This window comes from Brenneria roseae subsp. roseae (genome assembly GCF_003115845.1).
Lineage (GTDB): Bacteria > Pseudomonadota > Gammaproteobacteria > Enterobacterales > Enterobacteriaceae > Brenneria > Brenneria roseae.
This window is the reverse complement of sequence record NZ_KZ819031.1, coordinates 26261-49800: the sequence shown is the minus strand read 5'-3', so window position 1 is coordinate 49800 and position 23540 is coordinate 26261. Positions and strand designations below refer to the sequence as shown.

Here is a 23540-nt window from a genome sequence, read left to right as displayed (position 1 = left end):
TTAAAGAGAAGTATAAACGGCTTACTGTTTCTGACGACCAGAAAGATTCGCCGCACTAACCGCCAGGATCGACAGGATGCCGAGCGCGGCGGCGGGAGCCAGTACGCCCCAGAATGCCCGTTCGATATAAGGCATGCCTTCTGCCAGTACGCGGCCCCATTCCGGCGTGGGTGGCGATGCGCCTAATCCTAAAAATCCCAGCGACGCCAGCGCCAGTGCAATACCGGGTAAACGCAGCATGGCATGACGAAACAGCGGTCCAAGCAGCGCAGGCAAGACGTAAAACAGACTGCGCCGGATCGGCCCGACACCGAGCATTGGCAGTTGACGAATGTAGGGACGGGCATTGATTTCGGTGACCAGCGCGGCGGTGTGGGCGGCCAGGGGCGCCCAACTGACGGCGATAACCGCTATCGCTGCCCCCGTTGCCGTCGGGCCATTAACCGCGGCAACCAGTAAGCCCGCAATTACCGGCGGCAGGGCGTTGGTCACCTCTATCGGACCGGTAAATCCGCGGGGAAAAAGCCCTATCAGCAAACCCATCGCCAGACAGGCCAACGATACCAACAGCGCGAGGAGGCAGGTGTTGAGCGTACCATGCGCCACCCGCGCCAGCAGGTCGCGCCCCATGGCGTCGGCCCCGAACGGCAGTTCAAGCGATGGTGGTTGCAAGCGCAGAAACGCCGACGTATAGGGATCGCGTGGGAGTCCGCTGATTACCAGGAGCGCCAACAGCAGCAAACAGACCAGCGGAAGCCAGATGGCGTAGCGGGATACCGTCAGCCGATTCTCTTCCGGTATCGGCATGGCGCCGCTGTGCAGCGCATGTCTCAGGATCAGCAGACGGATACCGCCTGCCGCCATCCCGGCGAAGGCGGCAATCAACAGTAAAATAAGCACGCCGGCCTGCAATGCCGGCAAATCCTGCGCCGCCGCCGCCCCCAGCGTTGCGCGGCCCAAGCCGGGGATCGCGAAGACTTTTTCTACGGCAATCGCGCCTCCGGTCAGGGAAACCAGCACCAGCCCAACCAGCGGCATGACGCTGGCTAATGTTCGTTTTAGTACCGCCAGCGCAATATGCCGGCGACCAATGCCCGCCACGCTCCAGGTGGTCAGCCAGTTTTCACTGAATGTTGCCGCCAGCGCATCGGCGAAAATGCGGCCCAAATAGCCGCCAGCCGGAATACCCAGCGCCAGTGAAGGCAGCACGGCAGAGTGCAGCCCCTGCCAGCCATAAGGGGGAAACCAGCGTAGCCAGACCGCGCCGGTAATCAATAAAAATGACGCCAACAAAAATTCCGGCAGGGCGGTGAACAATGCGGCAAACAAACCGTTAGATCGATGCGACTGGCCGCGCAAACCCTGCATAAAGGTCGTGGCGCACAGGGCGCTTGCCAGTGAGAATGCCACCAGCGCGGAAGAGAGCATCAACGTCAGCGAGACGCCGGTGGCCTGCAACATTCCCGGCAGAACCGGACGCCCGGACACCCATGAATTTCCCGCATCGCCGTGCAGCAACCCGCCAAGCCAGTTAAGCAGCAAATGCACCGGTCCCTGATCCAATCCCAGCGACTGACGGATTGCATTCAACGTTTCCTCAGTGGCTTCCTGATCGCCGGAACGGGCGCGCAGCAGGGCCAGTGCGGGGTCCTGCCCTGACAGCCACGGCAGCATGCCAATCAACGCAACGATCCCTGCCAGCGTCAGCAGGCGCGAAAACAGCGGGATCAGAATGCCATAGCGATCGTAACGCTGGCGGCTGATCGTGGTACAGGTGCGGCAATATAACGATTCACTCATTGATGCGCGTCTGCCTGCGTAGCCCGTTTCGTTGAGGTGTCGATCAGCGCGCGTTCACGCGGGTCGCGCAGTGCATCTTGTACCTGTGCGCTTTCGCCCTGAATAACGCGTTCATGCAACATCGGGATCGCCGCGTCGCTGGCAAGAATCAGGTTCTCCGCTTGCATGATGGCCTTACGTCGCTCATCTCCGGCCGGGATCGTCGCCGCCTGTTGTAACGCTTGATCGATTTCCGGACGGCATAGCTGGGCGATGTTGAACGATCCCTCACAGGAGAAATCACTGTAGAGATAGGCAACGGGGTCGCCGGAATCCAGCACTGTCGCACGGGATAAAATAAAAGCGTCAAACTTACCGGCCAGCGCATCGGCTTCAATCTGTGAGTATTCACGGACCACCTGCTTCACGGAAAATCCCGCAGCAGTGAGCTGCTGCGCCAGATAGACGGCGACTTCCGGCAGCTCGGCACGATCGCTGAACGTCGCCAGCGTGATCGCGGCGCCATTGGGTGCGGCCGCTTGCACCGGGTTGCTCACCGGTTGGCGCAGCGAGGCGGCCCACGGTAGCGCGGGGCCAAGTAAACCTTGCGCCACGTCGGCGCGCTTCTCATACACGTTGTCCACCAACTGCTGACGATTCACGGCATCACGAACGGCTGCGCGCATGGCCGGGTCGGCCATGACGCCGTCGCGGGTATTGAGATACAGCGTGTTGGTTCGGGGCATCGGCACTTCATGGATAAGCGTTTGATCCAGCAGCGGCGCCTGGGAAACCGGAATCGCTTCTACGATATCCGCCGCGCCGGTACGTAACGCAGCGGCACGAGCGGCGCCATCTGGCACAAAGCTGACATCAATCCCGCCGGCCTGGGCTTTCTCGCCCCAATAGCCATCGAATCTGTCCAGCGTAGCGCTGCTGGTGCCATTCACGCTCCGCAGCACAAAAGGACCGCTACCGGTATTGATCGGGTTGACGACGCCGTTCTTTCCATAGGCGCCGGCGGATAAAATGGCCAGCTGTGGGCTGGACAGGCGCTGTGGAAGCAGGGGATCTGCGGTGGCCGTTGATACGATCACCGCATTATCGCCATCGGCGACCACGGTCATTTGCACGCCGTCAAGAATACGGGGTTTCGGCGCGGCGTTGGCGGCGACGGTCAACGCATTGACCACGGTGGCGGCGGTCAGCGAGGTGTTATCGTGAAAATGGACGTTGGGACGCAGTTCAAAACGCCAGGAACGATCGTCGATGGGCTGCCACCGGGTCGCCAGCGCAGGCTGGGTTTCGCCGAGCGGATCGAGCACCACCAGCGTTTCCGCCATACTCCAGCGGGACAGTTTGAACGCATCGTCGCTGAGCGGAGTCAGACCGGAGCGCGGCGGTTGCAACATGGCGAGTTTCAGCCGGCTGTCATTCGCCGCAGGGGGCGTATCATCCGGTTCATTAAAACAGCCTGACAGCAGCAGCGTGGCGGAAAGCAGGCTGGAAACGGACCAGAGGGAAGCGCGTATGTTCATCGGACTATCCTTATCAGTTTGGCGTGGAAGATGAAGTAAACGGACGACAAATCAGCGTCATGGCTATCGCACTGCACAATGGCACCGCCGCCAGCAACAGCCAGGGGATCGCCGCCTGCGGTGACGGCACGAGCGCCCGGTCAAGCTGTCCACCGAGCAGAAAATTGCCGACCAGAACCGCCACGCCGCCCATGGATGCCAGCGCGCCGTAATGGGCGCCCAGATTGTGGTTGTTGGCAAAACGGGGAATGAGATCCATACCGACAGGAACAATCAACATCTGACCCAGCGTCAGCAGCGTAATGAGCGACACCGCCGGCAGCAGTCGCTGCCAGCCTTCTGGCGGGCTAAGGTGGGCAAACAGGGCCACGCTGACGAAAGAGGACGCCAGCAGCGTAAACCCCAGCGGCAGCATACGGGCAGCGCCGTGACGACGGGCAAAGCGCGCCAGCGGCAGTTGCAGACCGATCACCATAATGGAAGCCAGCACAAACAACGGCCCGAGGTCTTTTTCATTGCCGCCGGCGCGGTGCAGTTCGACGGGCAAGGCCAGATAGAGCTGGTTATAGCTGAATAAATAGGCGCTATAGGCAATGATAAACGCCACAAAGCGACGCTGACGGAATGTCTGCCACCAGGGGGCGATATGCAACGAAGCCTGTTGCCGCGGCGTTGCCGGCAGGTTGAAGAACAGGATGAACAGCGCCAGCAAAAACACGCCGGCTCCCGCCAGCGCGACTCGCTGAAAACCATATCCTGCCAGCAGCGACCCCAGCAACGGCCCGAGCACCGCACCCAACTCGCCACAAATGGCGAACAGGGCAAACCATTCTGATCGGCTGCGTTTGCCTTCTTTTTCACTCTGTGTGCCGGCCTGCGCCATCAGCGCTTCAATGGCGGGCGAGAACAGCGCGCCGCCAACGCCGGTCAGGCAGGCGCCGAGAATAATCGGCCAGAGGGAATCGCCCAGCGCCAGCAGCAGATAGCCGCCGATCCGCACCACGCAGCCACACAAAATCACGCCGCGCGCGCCAAAGCGATCGGCGAGCGCTCCCCCGACCAAAAACATGCCCTGCTGTGAAAAGGTTCTCAGCCCGATGACCAACCCGATCGCCCAGCCGGACAGCAGCATATCATCACGCAGGAAGATCGCCAGAAAAGGGACTACGGCATAAAAGCCGATATTGAAGACTAACTGGCTTCCCAGTAATAACGGCGGATAAAGCCGCGGAGGATGCTCGACGATCTGGTCTGACATAAAAAGTTATCCGTTAAAACGAGTGGCTATACCCTGCATCACGTTGCCGGGGCGTTGTTCAAAGCGACAACGTTTTGGCCCTGCCTCGCGAAATCTGTGGGGTATAAAGTCGGGATGGCTTGTAATAGCTGGGTGGTGTGTCGCTGCTGGGGAGAGGTCAACACCTCCGACGTGGGGCGATCTTCAATAATGCGGCCGCCATCCATGACCAGCATGCGGTCACACAGACCCGCAACCATTGAGATATCGTGTGACACCATCAACAGACCCATATTATTTTGCAAAGTGACCTGCATCAGCAATGTTTTTATCTGTTCGCGCAGCGGTAAATCCAGCCCGCTGACCGGTTCGTCGGCCAGCAGAAAGTCGGGGCGTGTGACCAGCGCCCGTGCCATCGCCACTCGCTGCGCCTGCCCGCCGGAAAGCCGTCCCGCGGGTCTTTCCAGCAGACGAGTGCTCAGCCCCACCTGATCCATCACCTCACGCACGCGCACCGGGCTGTATTCGCCGGGGCGCAAACGCTTCAGCGGTTCGGCAATCAAGGTTTCCACACGTTGACGTGGCGCCAGCGAGCCGGCCGGATCCTGTGGAATAAACTGCACTCGGCGGCGATACCAGAGCAGCGAATGCACCGATCCGGGACGTACCGGCTGACCATCGCAGTGTATGGTGCCGCTATCCGCCGCCTCCAGCGCCAGCAGGGTTCGCAACAGAGTGGACTTGCCGCAGCCCGAAGCGCCGACCAGACCGACGCGCTCGTGGCGTTGCAAATGCAGGGAGAGATTGAGGAAAATCGCCGTGGCCGAGTCGGCTTTTTGCCACGGCAAACGCGACCGATGCTGATAACGGCTCACGTGACTCATGCTTAAAAAAGGTGACGACACGGCATACAGCGGGGAATTCATCCGGCGAGCGCTCCCTGCGTTGGTTTGGGTGACATTGGTTTTGGCAACATTGGTTTCGGCAACATAGGCATTGGCAACAGCGCACTGGCGCGTCGGGCGGCGTTAACCAGACTCCGGGTGTAAGGCTGTTGCGGCGCGTTCAGCAACTGCAACATGCTGCCGGATTCGATCACCTGACCGTTTTCCATCACCAGACCGCGCTGGCACAGTTGGGCGGCAACCGCGATATCATGGGTGATAAACAGTAAGGCTGGCGCAGTCGGCTCGGCGCATTTTTCCCGTAACACCTGTAGAACCTGTTGCTGGGTAATCACATCAAGCGCGGTGGTTGGCTCATCCGCAACCAGCAAACGCGGTTTGCCCAACAGCGCCAGCGTAATGCAAATCCGTTGACGCTGCCCACCGGAAAGTTCGGCAGGGAAACGCCGCAGCAGTTGAGGAATATCGGCCAGTCCCATTGAGTCCAACAGTGTCGTGAGTTCATTGGCGGATGACGTACCCAGCGCCAGAGCAAGTTGTTTTCCCAGCGGCATCAGGGGATTGAGTGCGGTGGCGGAGTCCTGGAAAATCGCGGAAACACGGCATGAGGCCGGACGCGACAACGCTTGCCGATGCGTGACGTTTTCGCCGTTGACCCAAATCTGTCCTTCCAACTGGCAATGGGACGGCGGCGTGCCGATGACGGCGCGGGCAGTCAGCGATTTGCCGGAACCGGAGGCGCCAAGCAGGCACACGCGCTCTCCGGCATGCAAACTGAAACTGACATTATTGACTTTGATGTCACCGCCGATAGACAAACTCAGGTTGTCTATGTGCAGTATCGCATCCCTTTGTCTGTCCCTGCTGGTCATTCTTATCCGCGCTACAGCTGTTGTTTGATATGTAATAACATAACAAAATAAGACAAGATGATGCAAAGGAAATGTTTTGCCGCTACATCATTATCCTCTGTCGATGGCCATGCTCCCCTTGTGCTATCGGGGATCATGGCGTCGTGAGTTTATGAACCCAGCAAACGGTCAAGGATGGCCTGCGCCGTTTTGACATCGGTCACCAGCGCATTGATCATGCCGGATTTGGCTGCACCAATAATCCCGGCCGCTTTTTCCGGGGTGGCGGCAACGCCGATGCTCAGCAGCGTCCGGCGAAGCTGTGCGGGGGTAGCGGCAATCATGCGGTCTTCGCCTTCCCAATGCAGTATTTCGCCCGACTCGGTAAAATAATGACGTATGACATCACCCGCCGCCTGACTGAGCGCACGCTCATCGGGCGTCGCGGTCGTGGTTTCTGATGGGCTGGGCGCGTGAGTCAACCCAACCCCTACGATGGCCACGTCCAGTCTGTCCCACAGGGAAGCGATATGCTGGACGCTGGGATCGCAAAGGAACGCATCGCGCAACTCGGTAGATGAGATATAGGGCGCGTGCAGAAAATATGGCGTTCCGCCCATCTGTTCCGCAGCCTGACGAACAAACTCATTAATCTGAAAATGCGCAGCGGCCTGCTGCATTCCCCCGTTCAGCGCCACGGTGAGTACGCCGGGCAAACGCGGCATGCCCGCCAGCGTGACTTCTCTGACCGCACGGCCCCAGCCAATGCCAACGATCGCGCCGGCGGGCAGGTTGGCCTGCTGTAATAAACCGGCAAGAGGGGATGCCAGCGCCCCCAATACGTTCGTTGGCGGCGGTTCGATCACCGCGGCGGTTTTTAATCCCAGATGCTGGATCAGATCGGCGGTGATCTCCTCGGGGGAGGTTAACTCAATGACTTCGATACGTACAATACCTGCCGCTCGGGCCTTGTTTAACAGACGTGAAATGGTGGCGGTAGAGACACCCAGCTTTTTAGCGATATCAACCTGAGCCATATCTGACTGGTAATGCAACTTTGCCACCATATGCATCATTGCGCGCGTCGTCGCAATATCGGGTAAAAGATTCTCTTTCAGCTTGAAATTCCTTTCTGCAATGTATTACACTCAGTTCGTCAATTGGAGAATTATTGCGCAACAACCATCAAATTGCAATCGGTACCCACGGTGGAAAACCCAGACAGGACAGGACGTTGAGGGTGATTCCGCCCGGTATTAATACGCTTTCCCATCGACGAAAATTCATACCAAGGAGAATTCAATGTCATCTATGTCCACATCCGAACGTCGTGGTTATCAGCAAATCTGTGGCAGTAATGGCGCCATGCTGGTCATTGCCTGCGATCAACGTGGCGCAATGCGTAGTTTGCTCTCTTCAGACCCCGATCAACAAGCCAATATCTCCGAACACCAACTGGGCGAAATCAAAGCGGACATCACCCGTTATCTCGCCAGCCAGGCTTCCTGCGTATTAGTTGATCCGGTTTGCGCGGTGCCGGAACTGGTGGACGACGGCATTATTGCGCGTGATACCGCGTTATTGATTGGTCTGGATGCTTCCGGATGGGATACCACCGAGGCGGGCTATCGCCACTCGAGGCTGGTAACCGGCATTAACGCGCGGCGCGTGCGTGAGCTTGGCGGCAACGGCGGCAAAATCATGGTGTATTTACGCGCCGATCGTCCGCAGGCCGATACGCACAATATTGCGCTCTTGCGTCAGTGCATTGACGACTTTGCCCGTGAAGATCTGCTGCTGGTGGTCGAGTTTCTGACTTATCAGCTTGAAGGTGAAACGGAGGCCGAATACAAAAGTAAAATCCCGTCATTGATTTACGAAGGAACCAAAATCGCGCTGGAATGCGGGGCGAAGGTACTAAAAATCCCTTATCCGGGATCGGCTCAGGCCTGTGCGGCTATCACCGAACTGGTGGGGGAGGTACCATGGGCGGTACTCTCGGCCGGCGTCGATCACCATACATTCTTAAAGCAGGTGGCGGATGCCATGCAAAACGGCGCGTCGGGCGTTATCGCGGGCCGTGCGTTGTGGAAAGACTGTATTTCACTCGACCGTGCCGTAACCCGTGAAAAGCTGGAGACGCTGGCGGTGCCGCGGTTGAAGGAAATCCAGACGGTAATCGGTCAATATTTTCAAGGCATTCAGCAGGATGATCATAAAACCAGGGAGCAGATAAACCATGTCTGAACATGTCGCACCGGTCGGGAAACGCGTCGTGCTGGTCAACGGCATTCCGGCGTCAGGGAAAAGCCGCGTCGCTACTGCGCTGGCAGCCGCAACGGGCTGGCCTGTCCTGTCACTGGATGACATTAAAAATCCTTTTTTACAGCATCTGGACGGTGTGGATCGCCAATTTAACCGTAGGCTCGGGATAGCAAGTTATCAGGCTATCTGGTCTGTTGTGGCCAGTGCGCCGCCGGGGAATACCTTCATCATTGATGCATGGTTCGGTTTCCAGCCGAAAGACTGTCTTAAGGCTTATCTGGCGGAATCCGGCGTGACGCAGCTTGCCGAAGTATGGTGCCAGATCTCCGGCGAACTGGCGGCACAGCGTTATGAAGGGCGTCTGGCGCATCGCTTACCCGGACATCCTGGCGCCGAATATCTTCCTGAACTGATTGAGCTGGCGAAGGTGGCGGAACCGATGAAACTGGGCCCGCTTCTTATTGTTAACCAGACGCAGCCTGTTGAAATGGAAAAAATAACGGCCTGGACCCAGGCGGCATTATTTGAAAAAACGGCTAATTAACATTTAGCCAGGCAATAACGGAATTATCCTAAATATCCATAATGGAGAAAACCAGCCGGTTAATTTTAATAATCAGCGACCGGTAACTTGACAGATGACGGGTATATTCAATTAACACGTTTATTCTGCATAAGGACGATTATGTTAACTGACTGGATTAATGAAAATAATCTTCAGCTATTTACCCATGTTGATGACTGGAAACAGGCGGTTGCATTAGCTGTTCAGCCCATGATTGAGAATGGCTCGGTGGAGTCACGCTATCTTGACGCGATTTATGCGATGCATGAAGAGATCGGCCCTTATTACGTGTTGGGCGAAGGTATCGCCATGCCTCACTCTCGACCGGAAGATGGCGTAATTAAAACCGCACTTTCATTAATGATTATTTCAGAAGGGGTACATTTTGGCAGCCCTGATAATGATCCCGTCTATATCGTTTTCGCTCTGGCCGCCATTGACAGCCATTCCCATATTGAAATGATCGCCAGTCTGGCAAAACTATTTTGCGAGGATAACGCCGTCAATCAGCTAAAAAATGCCAGAGATAAGCATGAGGTTATTGAAATTATTCGCCAATTTTAGAGAGTGAGCCGTAATGAAAAGAATAGCCATGATTGCCAGCAGGCGGCGACGGCGCTGGCAATCGATTTACGGCAGGTTGCCATGAGTAAACGGGAATTAGATCCGCAGCTGGTCGTCGCGGCACGAAACCTAAATATGATCAACTAAGGAAATACTGATGAAAAAATTATCGATTCTTGCGGTATGCGGGGCCGGGCTGGGCAGCAGCTTTGCCTGTGAGATGAGTATTGAGTCAGCCCTGAAAGATCTGGGTGTTGATGCGGAGTTGTCGCATTGTGATATCTCCAGCGCGACCTCTTCCCGGGCCGATATTATTGTCACCGGCGAAAATTTCAGATCGCAGTTCCAACATTATACGATTAGCGCCACCGTTATTTATCTGAAGCGGTTAGTGGATAAAAACGAAATAAAAATAAAGCTTGAGCCGGTACTGAAAGAAAAAGGTTATCTTATTTAATTTATCCGATTACTGTGAGATAGAACAGGGGGAACATTATGTCTTTCCTTAATTTTATTGTCTATGATGTACTCGGTCAGGCCTCTATATTAGTCTCATTAATCGCAATGATTGGTCTGATTGCACTGAAGAAAAGCCCGGGGCAGGTTATTACCGGTACCTTGAAAACATTACTGGGATTTTTGGTTTTACTCGCCGGAGCCAATATTATTGTCGTGACGTTGACGTTCCTGGGTGAAATTTTCCAGCAAGGGTTTAATATGCGCGGCGTCGTAACCGACGTGGGCGCGATTGCCGGTATCGCGCAAAAAACGCTGGGCCGGGAAACCGCATTAATTATGGTTATCGCCTTTGTGGTGAATATCGTTATTGCCCGTTTCACCCCTTTTAAATATATCTTTTTAACCGGCCAGGCGTCGCTGTGGATGGCGACGGTGTGTTCGGTGATCGGGTATATGGGCGGTCTGCGCGGGGTGGAACTGATCCTGCTCGGCGGAGGGATTGCCGGCCTGATGGCCGTGCTGATGCCAGCGATAGCGCAACCCATCGTCCGCAAAATTACCGGCAGCGATGATATAGCGCTTGGGCACTTTTGCACCATCGGTTATATCGTACAGGCCGGCGTGGCTAAAGTGACCGGCGATGCCGGTAAAAGCACGGAAGATCTGGAACTGCCGCAGGCCTTCTCCTTTCTGCAAGATACCTACCTGTCGATGATGGTGGTGATGATCCCGATCTACATCATCCCTGCGGTAGCCGCCGGGCCGGACGTGGTGGCGGCCTATTCGAATGGCGTTAACTATCTGGTGTATGCCTTTATTCAGTCGATCCAGTTTGTCGTCGGGGTTTATGTGCTCCTGGCCGGGGTGCGTTTGCTGTTGGCGGAAATCGTTCCGGCGTTCCGCGGCATTGCGCTGCGTATTGTACCGAATGCGGTGCCGGCGCTTGACTGTCCGGTGCTGTTTCCCTATGCGCCGAATGCCGTGATTATCGGGTTTATTTCCACCACCGTGGGCGCGGTGATTGGGATGTTCCTGTTCCCGACGGTCGGGCTGGCAATGATATTGCCGGGTATGCTGACCAATTTCTTTGCCGGCGGTACGGCGGGTATCTTCGCCAATGCGGTAGGAGGGCGGCGCGGAGCCATTATTGGCGGGGTTTTCCACGGATTGTTCATTACGTTGCTGCCCGCGTTATTGTTGCCGCTGCTGGGACAGTTCGGTTTGGAGAATGTCACCTTTAGTGATTCAGATGTGATCAGCGTCGGGTTGGTGTTTGGCTATATTCTCAATTTCTTTCACTAATGCATGACGGAGGCCGTATGAGCACGGCAATAGACGACATCCTGCAACAAGGACTGTCTGCGCAGGCGTGTTCCAACGCGTTGAATGCGTTGGGTAAAACGTTTTTTGAACAACAGGATGTCGAAAATGCCATTCGCTGTTGGGAAAAAAGCGTGGAATGCTATGGCAAGCCTGGATTTGCTCAGGCGCAGCTGATGAAGGCGTATAATATCCGGCGTCGTGAATGCGCTCAGGCTGGCGATAGCGACGGTGCCGAACGCTATGCGCAAAAAATTGATGGTTTGATGCAGCAAAGCAAAGATGCCATTCGTTATGGCTTCTGATATTGGTTAAAACGGGAGAAATACCGCAGTACCACGCGGTATTTCTTCCCGGGAGAGGCTACAGAACATGACGTTTTGCCCAGCTACGGATTTTATCGTATGGCTGGGCTTGTCGGCTCAGGCTGCGTATCGGTATCGGATGTTTAGCGGGAAGGTCGGTTCTGCTCCGCCAGCCACTGGCGCAAATGTTCGACCTGTTGCGCGCCGTTAATCCGCGCTTGTTCTTCGCCGTTGCGGAGCCACAATAGCGTCGGCAACGTTTTCACCGAAAACTGTTGCGCCAGCGCGGTGTGCTGGTCGGCATCCAGATAATGGCAGACCAGATCCTGATAGGGCGCCTGCCGTACCAGATTTTCCAACTGGCGGTAAAGGTTTTTGCAATGAACGCAACGCTCTGCGCCGACCAATAGCAACTGAGGGCCGGATTGTGCCGTTAACGCCAGCGCGTCATTTGCCGTCAGGGGCGTAAAGCGCTCGCGATCGACGGCGAAGAGTTTGGGGTTGCGCTTTAGCTCTTCGCTGTCGGTGGCGACACAGAGGGCATCGCCGCTTTTCTTGTAAGGCCGAGTGCCGTCAATGCGAATGACGCTGGCAAATCCGGGCTGTGCCGCACCAGGCTGGCGAAAACGGGTATTGTCCGGCGCCACGACCGGGGTTTCCTGCGGTGTCGGCAACTGCGGCACCCAGTCATAAGGAACGCGATAGGCACGGTAAATCATATTGGTATTGACCGTTTTGCCCCAGTAGGGTGAGACATATTCCCAGACGATTTCGTGATCTGCCGTGACTTCAAACAACCGACCGTTCGCCCCTTCATTGATCAGCGTGTTGCCATTGGGCAGCCGCTGGATGTTACTGATGTACGGGCTGTAAAAACGGAACGCGTCGGTAGGATGGGGAATGCCCGCTTCGTAGGGTGAATAGCGCCAGACAATATCCAGCGTTACCGGATTGATTTCCAGCACCCGCGAGTGATCGCGCCAGGCGTTTTTTACCCCATCGGCCGAGGCCGGATTGGGGGCGCCGTAACCGGCCCAGCCGCCGTTATCGAATACCAGAATATTTCCGGCGCCGGGCAACCCTGCCGGGATCATATGGGCGTGATGCTGGCCGATAATCCAGCCGATATGCCGAAGTTCCGGCGTGCCGTAGTCGGGACCCAGTTTCCAGACGATCTTACCGCTCTGCTTATCGGTAATGGCAATGATGTTTGATTCACGCGCATCCCAGATAATGTTATCCGGGTGGAAGCGAGTGTCTCCCTGATCGAACCAGCGGTTAGGGCCCAGCGCCGACATGGAGTTGATGTGCATCCAGTCGCCCATCCCGCCGCCGCTTTTGCGCATATTGGGATTGTGGTAGAGAGCGGTTTTGGCGTCGTCGTCAAAGCCCAGTTCGTCAAAGTGATCGCTACAACGCCATTCCCACAATATATTGCCCTGCCAGTCCACTTCGATAATGGTGTCATCCAGCAGCAGCTTATCGCTGATGCGTTCATTGTGCAGATTCTTGTGCGCCAGAATCAGCGTATTGCCGCCCAGCGATTGTGGCTCCAACCCCGGCGCGTAATAGCCCACCGGATTGCCGCTGCGCTGATAGTCATGGTGCGCCCGCGCCATCCATTCGGCGGGAAGATCGGGATCGTTGATGTGTTCGTAGCCGTTGAATTTCCAGACGACATTGCCATCCCAGTCCACCTGAATCAGATCCACCATATCCTGCATACCGTAGCGTGAGTCGCGCTCGCCGCTGTGGCCCAGAATATAGCCGCCGGGCAAAATTTTGTTGGGAAAACCGTGCAGACCTTCCCATAGCCGCAGTTCGGCCCCGTTCATATCAATCAGCACCGCGCCGCGCTCCAGCGCCTGAAAAACGGTATAGCCTCCCCAGGCTTTATCCGGGTTATAGAGAGTGGTGCCGGTCGGGTAAACGGAAGGGTGTCCCATTGTTATGCTCCATTTATAAAGTGGCTGATGTATGAGAGGGGGTTGCCGGCGTTGCAGGCTGCGTCAGTAATGACAGGAGTTCGCTGCACTGCCGGTGAAACTCCTGACTATCACGCTGGCGCGGATGCGGGAGTGAAAGCTGGGCGATATGGCGGATACGCCCCGGACGAGGGGCCAGCACGACGATCCGGTCGGCCAGATAAACCGCTTCTTCCACATCGTGCGTGACCAGCAGCGTGGTGGTGCCTTCCAACTGATGGATACGCCGCAGCTCCTGTTGCATCTGCTGGCGGGTTAGCGCATCCAGCGCGCCAAAGGGTTCGTCCAGCATCAGAATGCGCGGATTCGCCACCAGCCCGCGGGCGATGGCGACGCGTTGCGCCATGCCGCCAGATAACTGGGCGGGCAGCGCGTCGGCAAAATCCTGTAGGTGAACCAACTGGATAAAATGGTCGATGAGCCGGGCACGTTCTTTCGCGTCAAGTTTGTCTTGCGCCAGCCCCAGCGCGATGTTTTGCCGCACGGTCAGCCAGGGGAACAGACGAGGTTCCTGAAATACTATCCCGCGTTCACGACTGACCCCTTGTACGGTTTTTCCTTCCACCAGAATGCGGCCCTGATAATCGTTATCCAGCCCGACCAGTAGTCGCAGCAGCGTGGATTTACCACAGCCGCTGCTGCCGACGATAGCAACCAGTTCGCCGCGGTGAATGGACAGCGAGAAGTCATCAATAACCGTGAGTGATTGCCCTTTAACGTGAAACTGTTTCATCAGATGGTCAAACTGCACCACTGGAATGGGGGCCGACACATGTGTCATATGGATTCTCCTGTTGTGCGCCAGCGCGTCATCCGTTTTTCCAGACTGATCCCCAGTCGGTCGAGTGCCGCGCCGGTTAAGCCGATCAGCAACATGCCGCTGAGAATGAGGGGCATATCCAGCAACTGCTGGGCGTTAATCATCAGGCTGCCGATACCGATACCGGAAGACATGAAATATTCTGCGCCGATGGTGCCAAGCCAGGCGTAAATGAGTGATAAGCGTAAACCGGTGAACATGGCGGGCGCCGCGCCCGGTAAAATAAGGGTACGCAGCCGCATGGGCAGCGACAGTTGCAGTACCTGCGCCACTTCCTGCAACTGCGGCGAGCGCTGCCGCACGCCCCGATGGCTGGCAACCAGCATCGGAAAGAAGGCGGCCAGCGCGACAAACGTGATTTTGCCTGCTTCATCGTTTCCCACCCAGGCGGTGAGCAACGGTAGCCAGGCGAACAGCGCAATCTGGCGCAGGGTTGCGACGGTTGGAGTAAACAGGGCATCGGCACGCGAGTTCAAGCCCAGCAGTACACCGGACAGCGCCCCTGCCGCGGCGCCCAGACATGCTCCGCTCAGTGCCCGCAGCAAACTGTGTTGCATCGCATCAGACAGGGTTCCTTCAGCGATCCCCTGCACCAGCGCATGGATCACGGCGGACGGTTCCGGCAGCAACATCCTGTCAACCCAGCCGGAAACGCTGGCCTGATGCCAGAGCATCAGCAGGCCGAAGGGCAGGATGATTGCCGACAGCCTGCGGGATGGCGTGCGCTGTAGCTGGCTGACCGGGAGAGACGGCCAGTAAACCAGACGCCGTTCCAACTGGTTGATTATCCATTCCATCGCCAGCCCGGTGAGGCCAATGACGGCGATGCACACCAGCACGATGTCCAGTTGAAATAGCTGACGCCCCCAGACCAGCAGGTAACCAATGCCTTGTGAAGACGCCAGTAGTTCCACCACAATCAGCGATACCCACGCCTGGGACAGCGCGAGCCGTAGCCCGGTCAGCCAGACTGGCAATGCGGCCGGAATAGTCAGGCGTATCAGCCGCTGTTGCCATGGCAATCTCAATGTACGCGCCACTTCCAGCAGGGAAGAGGGCACGTTGCGCACTCCGGTTTGCGTGTGCAGCGTGACCGGAACAATGACGGCTTTGATAATCACCGCCAGTTTCAGACCGTCATCAATACCAAACAGCACCATGAACAGCGGGATCCAGCCCAGGGTGGGGATCTGCGCCAGCGTATACACGGTGGGATAAAGCAGGCTTTCCACCCGTGCGGAGGCGCCCATCGATGCGCCGAGCAGCGTTCCGGCGATTAATCCGAGCAATAGCCCGCCAGCCAAACGATACAGGCTGGTCAGCAGCTGTGAAAACAGATCGCCCTGCCAGAGTTCGGCGGCGGTGTGCATCACGATCGACGGGGCCGGAAGAATTTGCGACGGCATCCACCCTTGCTGTGTGCTGATATACCACAGTAACAGCAGCGTCAGCGGAACGATAAGCGGATAGAGCGCGCCCCCCGACAGGACAGGCCAGGTCAATGATGGTGTTTTCAGCGCAATAGCCTTATTCATTTTATTTCACGAAATCTGCTTGAACGAATGAATAAGTAATAAAAAACAGTTTTCAGCGCCAAACGCCAATGCAATAAAGGGATAAGGCGCGTGCAAAAAATGCATATAAGCAAATTGACCTTGTCTGCTCTGGCTTATGCTTTTTTCAACTGAATAAACCTATAAATATTATTTAAATACGGCCTGACCCTTTCGTTAGCTTCGTGGCATTAATTCACTTGTTTGTTGATGGAAAACACGATGTTCATTGAAAAAATGCAGCGGCAATCAGCGGTTCAACGACGGCGTAAATGGCATGGCGTCAGGCAGATGGTCGGCGGACTGATGCTGGCGGCGGGGGTCTTCAACGCCAGCGCCGCACCGGCTGAAGAAATCACAAGCCAGCCGGCTGAAATCCGTATCGGTTTGCCGGATCAAAGCGCGGGCAGCAAGCCGTTTATACGCGGTCCTTTGGGACTGGCGCATATTCGTCAGCAGCTGGAACAGGTATTTGAGCCGCAGGGGATTAAAATCAAATGGTCGTTTTTTAAAGGCGCAGGCCCGGCGGTTAATGAAGCGCTGGCGAATAAGCAGTTGGACGTGGTTTATCTTGGCGATCTGGCGGCCATCATCGGTCGCGCCGGAGGGCTTTCAACCCGCGTATTGGTGGGCTCTCGCGGGTCCAGTTCCTATCTGGCCGTAACGCCTGAGTCAGGTATCCGGCGCATTGAGGATTTACGCGGTAAACGGATCGCCGTATATAAAGGCACTGCCGATCAGCTCTCTTTCGAACGAGCGATTAACAGCGTCGGATTGAATGTGCGGGATATCCGGATCATTAATCTGGACTGGACGGCAGGAAAGGCGGCGCTGGCCGCCAAACGGGTCGACGCTGTCTGGGGCGGGGTTTCCCTGCTGTCCCTGCGTAAACAGGGGATCAATATTGTCGCCAGCAGCCGTGCGCTGGGCTGGTCCAATACCACGCAGGCGGCGGTGTTGGCGACGACGGATTTTATCGAACGCTACCCGCAGGCCACCCAGCAACTGGTCGATGTGCTGGTGGAAAACGCGCAGTGGATTAGCGAATCAGATCATCTGGCGGATTATATCGCACTGATGGCGGCGCAAAGCCAGATCCCGGAAACGTTGTTTCAGGAGGAGATGCATGCGGACGATCTTAACTTCCAAAGCTCCCCGCGTCTGGATCCCTTTCTGCGCAGCAGCCTGCAAGACAGTATTCAGCGGGCAAACGCAGCCGGCCTGATCCGTCAGGCTTATTCGGCAGACGACTGGTTTGACAGCCGTTTTGTGGATCAATCGCTAACGCGCCTGAAGCTGGAGAAAAACTGGCCGGAGTACGATGCCAGCGGGCAGGCCGCTGACTAAACCTATCAAATAACGTCGCTTATGGGAAAAGAGGACGCCTGCGAACGCAGCGCGTCCTGTTCGATAATCACCTCAATCATCAACTGAGCGAGTGGCGGCAGGGTCTTTTGCAGGCTGGAGATAATGCCGAACCGGGTTTGCATTTTTCCCCATTCCGGCGGGGTATCCGCCAACGGAATTTCCACTAACTGATGGCTTAGCCTGCCCAGGGCAAAGCCATCTTCACTGGCAAAGCTGATCGCCTGCGAATGACGCAGCACGCTAAACACCGAATAGATGTGATCGCACTGGATCTGTGGACGATAATCTGGCTGCCGGGTCAGGGTAGCCAGTATTTTACGCATGCCGACAGGGAGATAGGGGGATGCCAGCGGAAAATGCAACAGTTCCTCGGGGTAAATTTTCTCTTGCTGCGCCAGCGGATGCGAACAGTGACAGATAAAAAAACAGCGCTGCTGACTTAATGGCTGTACGCGAAGGGCCGTTTCCAGTTCCGCCTGCCAGGTATCAGCCACGAAAAACGGGCATTCATCCGCCAGTAAACGCTGCCGCAACGACTGCCAGTTATCCACGCTGTAGGTCACTCTGGCGCGCGGACGTAATTGCTGGAAATGCGCCACGGCTTTGGGAATCAATGTTATGGAAGGCGCCGGGCCGCAGCCAAATGTCAGCTCGCCTTCTTCCTCATCGCTGATTTGCTGCATGTCGGCAATCAACTCCCAGGACAGCTCCTGCATTCTGCGGGCGAAAGGGAGCAGCTTTTGCCCCTGCCACGTCAGGGCAAGGCGTTTACTCTGACGATCAATCAGAGGATAGCCCATCGTCTGTTCCAGCGTTTGAATGCTGCGGCTAAACGCCGACTGAGATAAACACACCGCTTCGGCGGCCTGAACAAAACTGCCGTGTTCCACCAGCGCGAGGAAATTTCGTAACTGCCGCAAATCCAGATGCATAGGATGACCTAATCAGGCGGCGTGCGCCTGCCATTCACGACCGGGGATCGCGGCAAGTAGCTGCTGCGTGTAAGCGTGTTGCGGGTGCTGGAACACCTGTTGGGTTAATCCTTGCTCCACAATCCGCCCCGACTGCATGACGATAATCCGATCGCAAACCTGTGCCGCGACGCGCAGATCGTGGGTAATAAAAATCATCGACAGTCCCAGACGTTCCCGCAGCTCTGCCAGCAAGGCCAGCACCTGGGCCTGCACGGAGACATCCAGTGCGGACACCGGTTCGTCGGCCACCAGAATCCGGGGCTCCACTGCCAGCGCCCGCGCCAGCCCGATACGCTGGCGTTGGCCGCCGGAAAACTCATGCGGATAGCGATGAATGGCGGAAGTATCAAGCCCGACCAGAGCAAACAGCGTTTTGACCTTTTCCAGCGCTGCGGCGCGCGGTACGCCCTGAATTAACAACCCTCTCGCCACGATGTCGCCGACGCGCTGCCGCGGATTCAGCGATGAATAGGGGTCCTGAAACACCATCTGGATATGATGGCTGTATTCCCGCAGTTGGTGACGATGCAACTGAGCCAGATCCCGATCGGCAAAGCGGATTTCCCCGGAGTCTGGCTGGTACAAGCGGACGATACAGCGCGCCAGCGTTGATTTTCCCGAACCGCTTTCCCCCACAATACCCAGCGTACTGCCCTGCGGCAGTTCCAGGCTGACATCCTGTACCGCCTTTGACTGGCGTTTGTGGCGATTGAACCAGCCGGACTGGCGGAACGTCTTGGTGATATGCTTCAGCGTCAGTATGGGGTCGTTTTCCGCAACGGGGCGCGGTGCCGTCGGATGCAGTGACGGAATGGCGGCGATCAGCGCGCGGGTGTAATCATGCTGTGGCGCATAGAGCAGCTGTTGAGCTGAACCCTGTTCGACCAGTTCGCCTTGCCGCATGACCGCGATCCGATCGGCGATATCCGCAACGACGCCAAAATCGTGGGTAATAAACAGTACCGACGTTCCCTGACGCTGTTGCAATTCGCGAATGAGTTTGAGGATCTGCGCCTGCGTGGTGACGTCCAGCGCGGTGGTCGGTTCATCGGCAATCAACACCCGCGGTTCAAGCGCCAGCGCCATGGCGATCATCACCCGCTGACGTTGGCCGCCTGAAAGCTGGTGAGGATAAGCGTGCGCGATGGCGGCGGGCTCCGGCAGATGGACATCAGCCAGCAGTTGCTGTACCCGCCCGGCGATCTCGCGCCGCGGCAGGATAGACTGATGCGTCAGAAACATTTCCGCAATTTGGTCGCCCACGTTGTGCAGCGGATTTAAGGCCGTCATCGGGTCCTGAAAAATCATGCCGATGCGGGCGCCGCGCAGCTGACGCAGATCGTTTTCCGTCAGATTCAGCAGGTCACGACCTTCAAACTCAATACTGCCTTCGGTTGGATGCACCTGATCGGGCAATAGCCCCATAATGGCGCTGGCGGTCATGGATTTTCCTGAACCGCTTTCACCCACAACGCACAGGATTTCATTGGCATGCAGGTCGAGTGACACCTGGCGTAATGCCCACGGACGATCGGCGTCGGCCGGCAGCGCGACGCTGAGATTTTTAATCGATAACAAAACGCTCATCGGTTTTTCAGCCTTGGGTTCAGCGCATCATTGAGTCCCTGTCCGACCAGCGAAACAGAGAGTACGGTTAATAAAATAGCCACGCCGGGGATCGCCGACACATACCATTCCTGACGTAGTACGCTGCGCCCGGCGCCAATCAGGTTTCCCCAGGAGGGCACATTGGGATCGGACAGATTCAGAAAGGCCAGCGCGCTCTCCAGCAGAATGGCGACCGCCATGATAACGCTGGCGTAGACCACAATCGGCGGCAGGGCGTTGGGCAGGATTTCACGGAACACGATGGGCATATCGCGCATGCCGAGCGATCGCGCCGCCTGCACGAACTCCCGGTTGCGCAGCGACATGAATTCGGCGCGCGTCAGCCGGGCGGCAGGCGGCCAGGAGACAATGCCGATGGCCCAGATCACGGTCTCCAGCGTGGAGCCAAATACGGCGATCAGCACCAGTAGCAGCAGAAAGTTGGGCAAAATCTGGAATGCTTCCGTCAGGCGCATCAACAGGTCATCAACGATCCCGCCGTAGAAGCCTGACAGCGCGCCGACGACAATACCGATAATAATAGCGATGATCGTCGCCACCAGCCCGATGGTCAGCGAGATCCGCGCGCCGTGGAAAATCTGCGCGGCGATGTCTCGTCCGGTCTGGTCGGTGCCGAGTAGAAAGTTCGGATTGTGCAGCGGCCACTGCAACGGACGGCCCGCCAGCCGCAGCGGGTTATTCGGGAAGAAAAGATCGGCGGTGAGCGCCATACCAACCACCAGCAGCAGTAAAATCAGGCCGAGCAGGGCCGCCGGACTGTGGGCGTAGCGTTTAAAAAATTGACGCATCATTGTTCACCCGAGATACGCGGATCGAGCCTGGCATACAGCAGGTCCACCAAAAAATTGATACTGATGACCAGCAGCGCCGATACGAAGACGACGCCCAGCAGCGTATTGAGATCGCGCTGCATGACCGATTCGTAGGCCAGACGACCCAGTCCGGGCAGTGAGAATACGCTTTCCACCACCACCGAACCGCCCAGCATGGTGCCTGCCTGCAAGCCAATCAGCGTGATCAGGGGCAGCAGGGCGTTGCGCAGAATGTGGCGCACCACGATGCGGTTTTCACGCAATCCTTTGGCGCGGGCCGTGCGCACGAAATCCAGCGTGGCGACTTCCAGCATCGATGCCCGCATGATGCGCAGATACACCGCGAGGAAGATCAGCGCCAGCGTCAGCGTCGGCAGCACCAGATGCCTGGCGATATCCAGAATACGGTCGATGCCGGTCAGCCCGCTGGCAATGGTTTCAAATCCGCCGGAAGGGAGCCAGTCGAGATAGATGGAGAACAGAAAGATACCCATCAACCCAAACCAGAAGGAGGGCGTGGAGTAAAAAATCAGACCCAGCAGTGAAATCAGGGTATCCGGCCAGCGATTGACCCGGCGTGCGGCGATAATCCCCAGCGCCATGCCCGCCGCGACGGCCAGCGCCAGCGAGGTGGCCATCAGCAGCAGCGTGACGGGCAGACGTTCCAGAATCACTTCCGCCACAGGTTTGCCGTAAATCGCCGACTGGCCCAAATCGAGGTGTATCAACCGCCACAGATAGTCTCCCAATCGCACGGCGGTAGACTGATCGAGGGCATAGTAACGCCGCAATTCCTCGATCATCGTCGGGTCGCCGCCGCCGATTTGCGCCACCAGCGCATCGACCGTATCCCCCGGCGCGAATTGCAACAGTAGAAACAATCCGGCCAGAATGATCAACAGCGCGGGGATCGCCGCCGCCAGACGACGGCCGGCGAGCAGTAATAATGTCATTGCGCTCAGGCCTCCAGCCAGGCGTCGTGCCAGCTACTGGATGGCCAACGCGCCGTATTGAGCGCATTTTTCAGTTTTTTGTTCACGACGCTGTAGAACTGGCGTTCGGTGACAAACCAGACCGGGAACTGTTCGTTCGCTTCCTCCACCAGCTGCGCATACAGCGCGCGCCGTTTGGCCGGGTCGATTTCCGAAGCGGCATCGTCGATCAGTTTATCCACCACGTCGGATTGCCAGCCGTACTGGTTGGTCCACGGTGAGCCTGCCGGGCTGCCTGAACGCAGCCAGACGGTGGTCGATACCGCCGGGTCGCCCCGGTACTGGTGCCAACCGGTGGCGAGGTCGAAATTATGATCTTTATAAACAGCGGACAGCGAACCGGCATAGTCAAAGTTGGTGATATCCACCGGGATGCCGATTTCCGACAAGGCCTGCTGAATATAGGTCGCGAACAAGGTCACATCCTCGCCGTTGGTGATAGGCACCAGCTTCAGTTTAAAGCGTTCGCCGTTGGCTGCACGGGGATAGCCGGCTTCATCCAGCAGCGCTTCCGCTTTTTTGCGATCGAACGGATAAGGGGGGTTGCTGTTGGCCGGATAAAACTGAGTGGAGGTGGACGGAATGATGCCGGTCGCCGGTTTGCCCTGACCGTACAGGAAGTTTTCGATAAAGAACGGCACGTCGATGGCGTGAGCGATGGCGCGTCTGACGCGGACATCGGCGATTTCTTTGCGGCGGAAATTGAATTCCAGCGTGTTATTAAACACGTTTGCCTCAGAGCCTTTCGGCGTCACCTCAAAGTCAGGATGTTTTTGCAGTCGATCCAAATCCGCAAGGGAAAGCTGAGAATAGGCGCTGAGCTGAATCTGCCCGGTTTCCAGCGCGGCGGTCGCGGCGGATTTATCCGTAATGATGCGCCAGACAATCCGTTCGATGTAGGGTTGATCCTGACGCCAGTAATCCGGATTCCGGGTGGCGATAATGTATTGCCCGCGTTCATACTGAACAAACTTAAATGGCCCGGTGCCAATCGGCGCCGTGTTGGCCGGGTTTTCCAGCACGTTGCTGTTTTCATACAGATGGCGCGGAACGACATAGCCGAGATCCGCCAGCGCCCGCAGCAAGAGCTCAATCGGCATTGGACGGGAGTAGTGGAACACGACGGTACGATCGTCGGGGGTATCAACCGCCTCCAGATATTGCTGAAGCGCTGTGCCATAATTGAGCTGTTTTTTCCATAGCTCCAGCGCATTGTATTGCACGTCGCTGGCGGTAAACGGCTTACCGTCATGCCATTTGACCTGTTCGCGCAGTTTAAAGGTGATGGTTTTGCCATCTGGCGTGGTGTGCCATTCGGTTGCCAGCTGCGGAATAATGTTTCCTTGCGCGTCCAGATCCACCAGTGATTCGATGATTTTACTGGTTACGATGTAAACACCGGTGGAGGCGCGCAGCGCCGGATTAAGGATGCGCTGTTCCGCGGCAATGTGTACGCCAAGCGTGCCGCCTTTGACCGGCGTGCCGGGGAGGACGCCGGAAGCCAGACTGTTCTGCGCCGCCGACAGAAAAGGGGTGAATGGTAAGGTGGCCGTGATGGCCGCGGAGGAAATCAACAACCGCCTGCGTGAAATATTCATAAAAATCCCTGTAAGAAGAAA

At 56.9% G+C, this 23540-nt stretch carries 21 protein-coding genes; 7 read left to right on the top strand and 14 right to left on the bottom strand.

Annotated elements, in window-relative coordinates; genetic code table 11:
• Window positions 1–21: 21 nt before the first annotated feature.
• The 6 genes from DDT52_RS14095 to DDT52_RS14070 all read right to left on the bottom strand — a co-directional run bounded on the left by DDT52_RS14095 (window position 22) and on the right by DDT52_RS14070 (window position 7386).
• Window positions 22–1800 carry an ABC transporter permease subunit gene (locus DDT52_RS14095; RefSeq protein ID WP_136156914.1) on the bottom strand — a complete coding sequence of 593 codons (1779 nt, stop codon included), beginning with the start codon at window positions 1798–1800 and terminating at the stop codon, window positions 22–24.
• Window positions 1797–3317 (bottom strand): ABC transporter substrate-binding protein, encoded by a 1521-nt coding sequence (locus DDT52_RS14090; protein ID WP_136156913.1) that lies wholly within the window; start codon window positions 3315–3317, stop codon window positions 1797–1799. The genes DDT52_RS14095 and DDT52_RS14090 overlap by 4 nt, the downstream gene beginning before the upstream one ends.
• A 13-nt stretch (window positions 3318–3330) precedes the next feature.
• Complete coding sequence (locus tag DDT52_RS14085) at window positions 3331–4575, bottom strand: MDR family MFS transporter (protein ID WP_136156912.1); 1245 nt, start codon at window positions 4573–4575, stop codon at window positions 3331–3333.
• Window positions 4576–4613: 38 nt separating this feature from the next.
• Window positions 4614–5480, bottom strand: a complete 867-nt coding sequence (locus tag DDT52_RS14080; protein ID WP_136156911.1) for an ABC transporter ATP-binding protein — start codon at window positions 5478–5480, stop codon at window positions 4614–4616.
• The gene (locus tag DDT52_RS14075; RefSeq protein WP_210732714.1) at window positions 5477–6331 is read right to left on the bottom strand and encodes an ATP-binding cassette domain-containing protein; all 855 of its coding nucleotides are present in this window, start codon (window positions 6329–6331) and stop codon (window positions 5477–5479) included. Before DDT52_RS14075 ends, DDT52_RS14080 begins: the two co-directional genes overlap by 4 nt.
• Window positions 6332–6480: 149 nt before the next feature.
• Window positions 6481–7386 (bottom strand): sugar-binding transcriptional regulator, encoded by a 906-nt coding sequence (locus DDT52_RS14070; RefSeq protein ID WP_247595539.1) that lies wholly within the window; start codon window positions 7384–7386, stop codon window positions 6481–6483.
• Window positions 7387–7612: 226 nt separating this feature from the next.
• Between DDT52_RS14070 and DDT52_RS14065 the strand changes: the two genes are divergently transcribed.
• The 6 genes from DDT52_RS14065 to DDT52_RS14040 all read left to right on the top strand — a co-directional run bounded on the left by DDT52_RS14065 (window position 7613) and on the right by DDT52_RS14040 (window position 11788).
• A complete protein-coding gene (locus tag DDT52_RS14065; RefSeq protein WP_136156910.1) occupies window positions 7613–8557 on the top strand; it encodes a tagatose-bisphosphate aldolase in 945 nt (314 codons plus the stop codon).
• Window positions 8550–9119: a P-loop nucleotide/nucleoside kinase family protein gene (locus DDT52_RS14060; RefSeq protein ID WP_136156909.1), complete on the top strand. Its 570-nt coding sequence runs from the start codon at window positions 8550–8552 to the stop codon at window positions 9117–9119. The genes DDT52_RS14065 and DDT52_RS14060 overlap by 8 nt, the downstream gene beginning before the upstream one ends.
• A 141-nt stretch (window positions 9120–9260) precedes the next feature.
• A complete protein-coding gene (locus DDT52_RS14055) occupies window positions 9261–9704 on the top strand; it encodes a PTS sugar transporter subunit IIA (RefSeq protein WP_136156908.1) in 444 nt (147 codons plus the stop codon).
• 157 nt (window positions 9705–9861) lie between these two features.
• Window positions 9862–10161: a PTS sugar transporter subunit IIB gene (locus DDT52_RS14050; protein ID WP_136156907.1), complete on the top strand. Its 300-nt coding sequence runs from the start codon at window positions 9862–9864 to the stop codon at window positions 10159–10161.
• A gap of 38 nt (window positions 10162–10199) precedes the next feature.
• Window positions 10200–11465 (top strand): PTS sugar transporter subunit IIC, encoded by a 1266-nt coding sequence (locus tag DDT52_RS14045; protein ID WP_136156906.1) that lies wholly within the window; start codon window positions 10200–10202, stop codon window positions 11463–11465.
• A gap of 17 nt (window positions 11466–11482) precedes the next feature.
• Complete coding sequence (locus DDT52_RS14040; protein ID WP_136156905.1) at window positions 11483–11788, top strand: hypothetical protein; 306 nt, start codon at window positions 11483–11485, stop codon at window positions 11786–11788.
• Window positions 11789–11931: 143 nt separating this feature from the next.
• Here DDT52_RS14040 and DDT52_RS14035 read toward each other — a convergent pair whose 3' ends face one another.
• Genes DDT52_RS14035 through DDT52_RS14025 form a run of 3 tightly spaced genes read right to left on the bottom strand, consistent with a single transcriptional unit; the run spans window position 11932 to window position 16128 of the window.
• On the bottom strand, window positions 11932–13734 hold the full coding sequence (locus tag DDT52_RS14035) for an aryl-sulfate sulfotransferase (RefSeq protein ID WP_136156904.1): 1803 nt from the start codon (window positions 13732–13734) through the stop codon (window positions 11932–11934).
• A gap of 13 nt (window positions 13735–13747) precedes the next feature.
• Window positions 13748–14554 carry an ABC transporter ATP-binding protein gene (locus tag DDT52_RS14030; protein ID WP_136156903.1) on the bottom strand — a complete coding sequence of 269 codons (807 nt, stop codon included), beginning with the start codon at window positions 14552–14554 and terminating at the stop codon, window positions 13748–13750.
• Window positions 14551–16128: an ABC transporter permease gene (locus DDT52_RS14025; protein ID WP_136156902.1), complete on the bottom strand. Its 1578-nt coding sequence runs from the start codon at window positions 16126–16128 to the stop codon at window positions 14551–14553. Before DDT52_RS14025 ends, DDT52_RS14030 begins: the two co-directional genes overlap by 4 nt.
• A 324-nt stretch (window positions 16129–16452) precedes the next feature.
• Here DDT52_RS14025 and DDT52_RS14020 point away from each other — a divergent pair, with 324 nt between their 5' ends.
• Window positions 16453–17493: an ABC transporter substrate-binding protein gene (locus DDT52_RS14020; RefSeq protein WP_247595543.1), complete on the top strand. Its 1041-nt coding sequence runs from the start codon at window positions 16453–16455 to the stop codon at window positions 17491–17493.
• Window positions 17494–17498: 5 nt separating this feature from the next.
• On the opposite strand, the gene DDT52_RS14015 is transcribed toward DDT52_RS14020, so the two are convergent.
• Genes DDT52_RS14015 through DDT52_RS13995 form a run of 5 tightly spaced genes read right to left on the bottom strand, consistent with a single transcriptional unit; the run spans window position 17499 to window position 23519 of the window.
• Window positions 17499–18446 carry a LysR family transcriptional regulator gene (locus DDT52_RS14015; RefSeq protein WP_136156900.1) on the bottom strand — a complete coding sequence of 316 codons (948 nt, stop codon included), beginning with the start codon at window positions 18444–18446 and terminating at the stop codon, window positions 17499–17501.
• A 12-nt stretch (window positions 18447–18458) separates the two neighbouring features.
• Complete coding sequence (locus DDT52_RS14010) at window positions 18459–20075, bottom strand: ABC transporter ATP-binding protein (protein ID WP_136156899.1); 1617 nt, start codon at window positions 20073–20075, stop codon at window positions 18459–18461.
• Window positions 20072–20908 carry an ABC transporter permease gene (locus DDT52_RS14005; protein ID WP_247595537.1) on the bottom strand — a complete coding sequence of 279 codons (837 nt, stop codon included), beginning with the start codon at window positions 20906–20908 and terminating at the stop codon, window positions 20072–20074. The genes DDT52_RS14010 and DDT52_RS14005 overlap by 4 nt, the downstream gene beginning before the upstream one ends.
• A complete protein-coding gene (locus DDT52_RS14000; protein WP_136156898.1) occupies window positions 20905–21882 on the bottom strand; it encodes an ABC transporter permease in 978 nt (325 codons plus the stop codon). Before DDT52_RS14000 ends, DDT52_RS14005 begins: the two co-directional genes overlap by 4 nt.
• 5 nt (window positions 21883–21887) lie before the next feature.
• Window positions 21888–23519: an ABC transporter substrate-binding protein gene (locus tag DDT52_RS13995; protein WP_136156897.1), complete on the bottom strand. Its 1632-nt coding sequence runs from the start codon at window positions 23517–23519 to the stop codon at window positions 21888–21890.
• Window positions 23520–23540 lie beyond the last annotated feature (21 nt).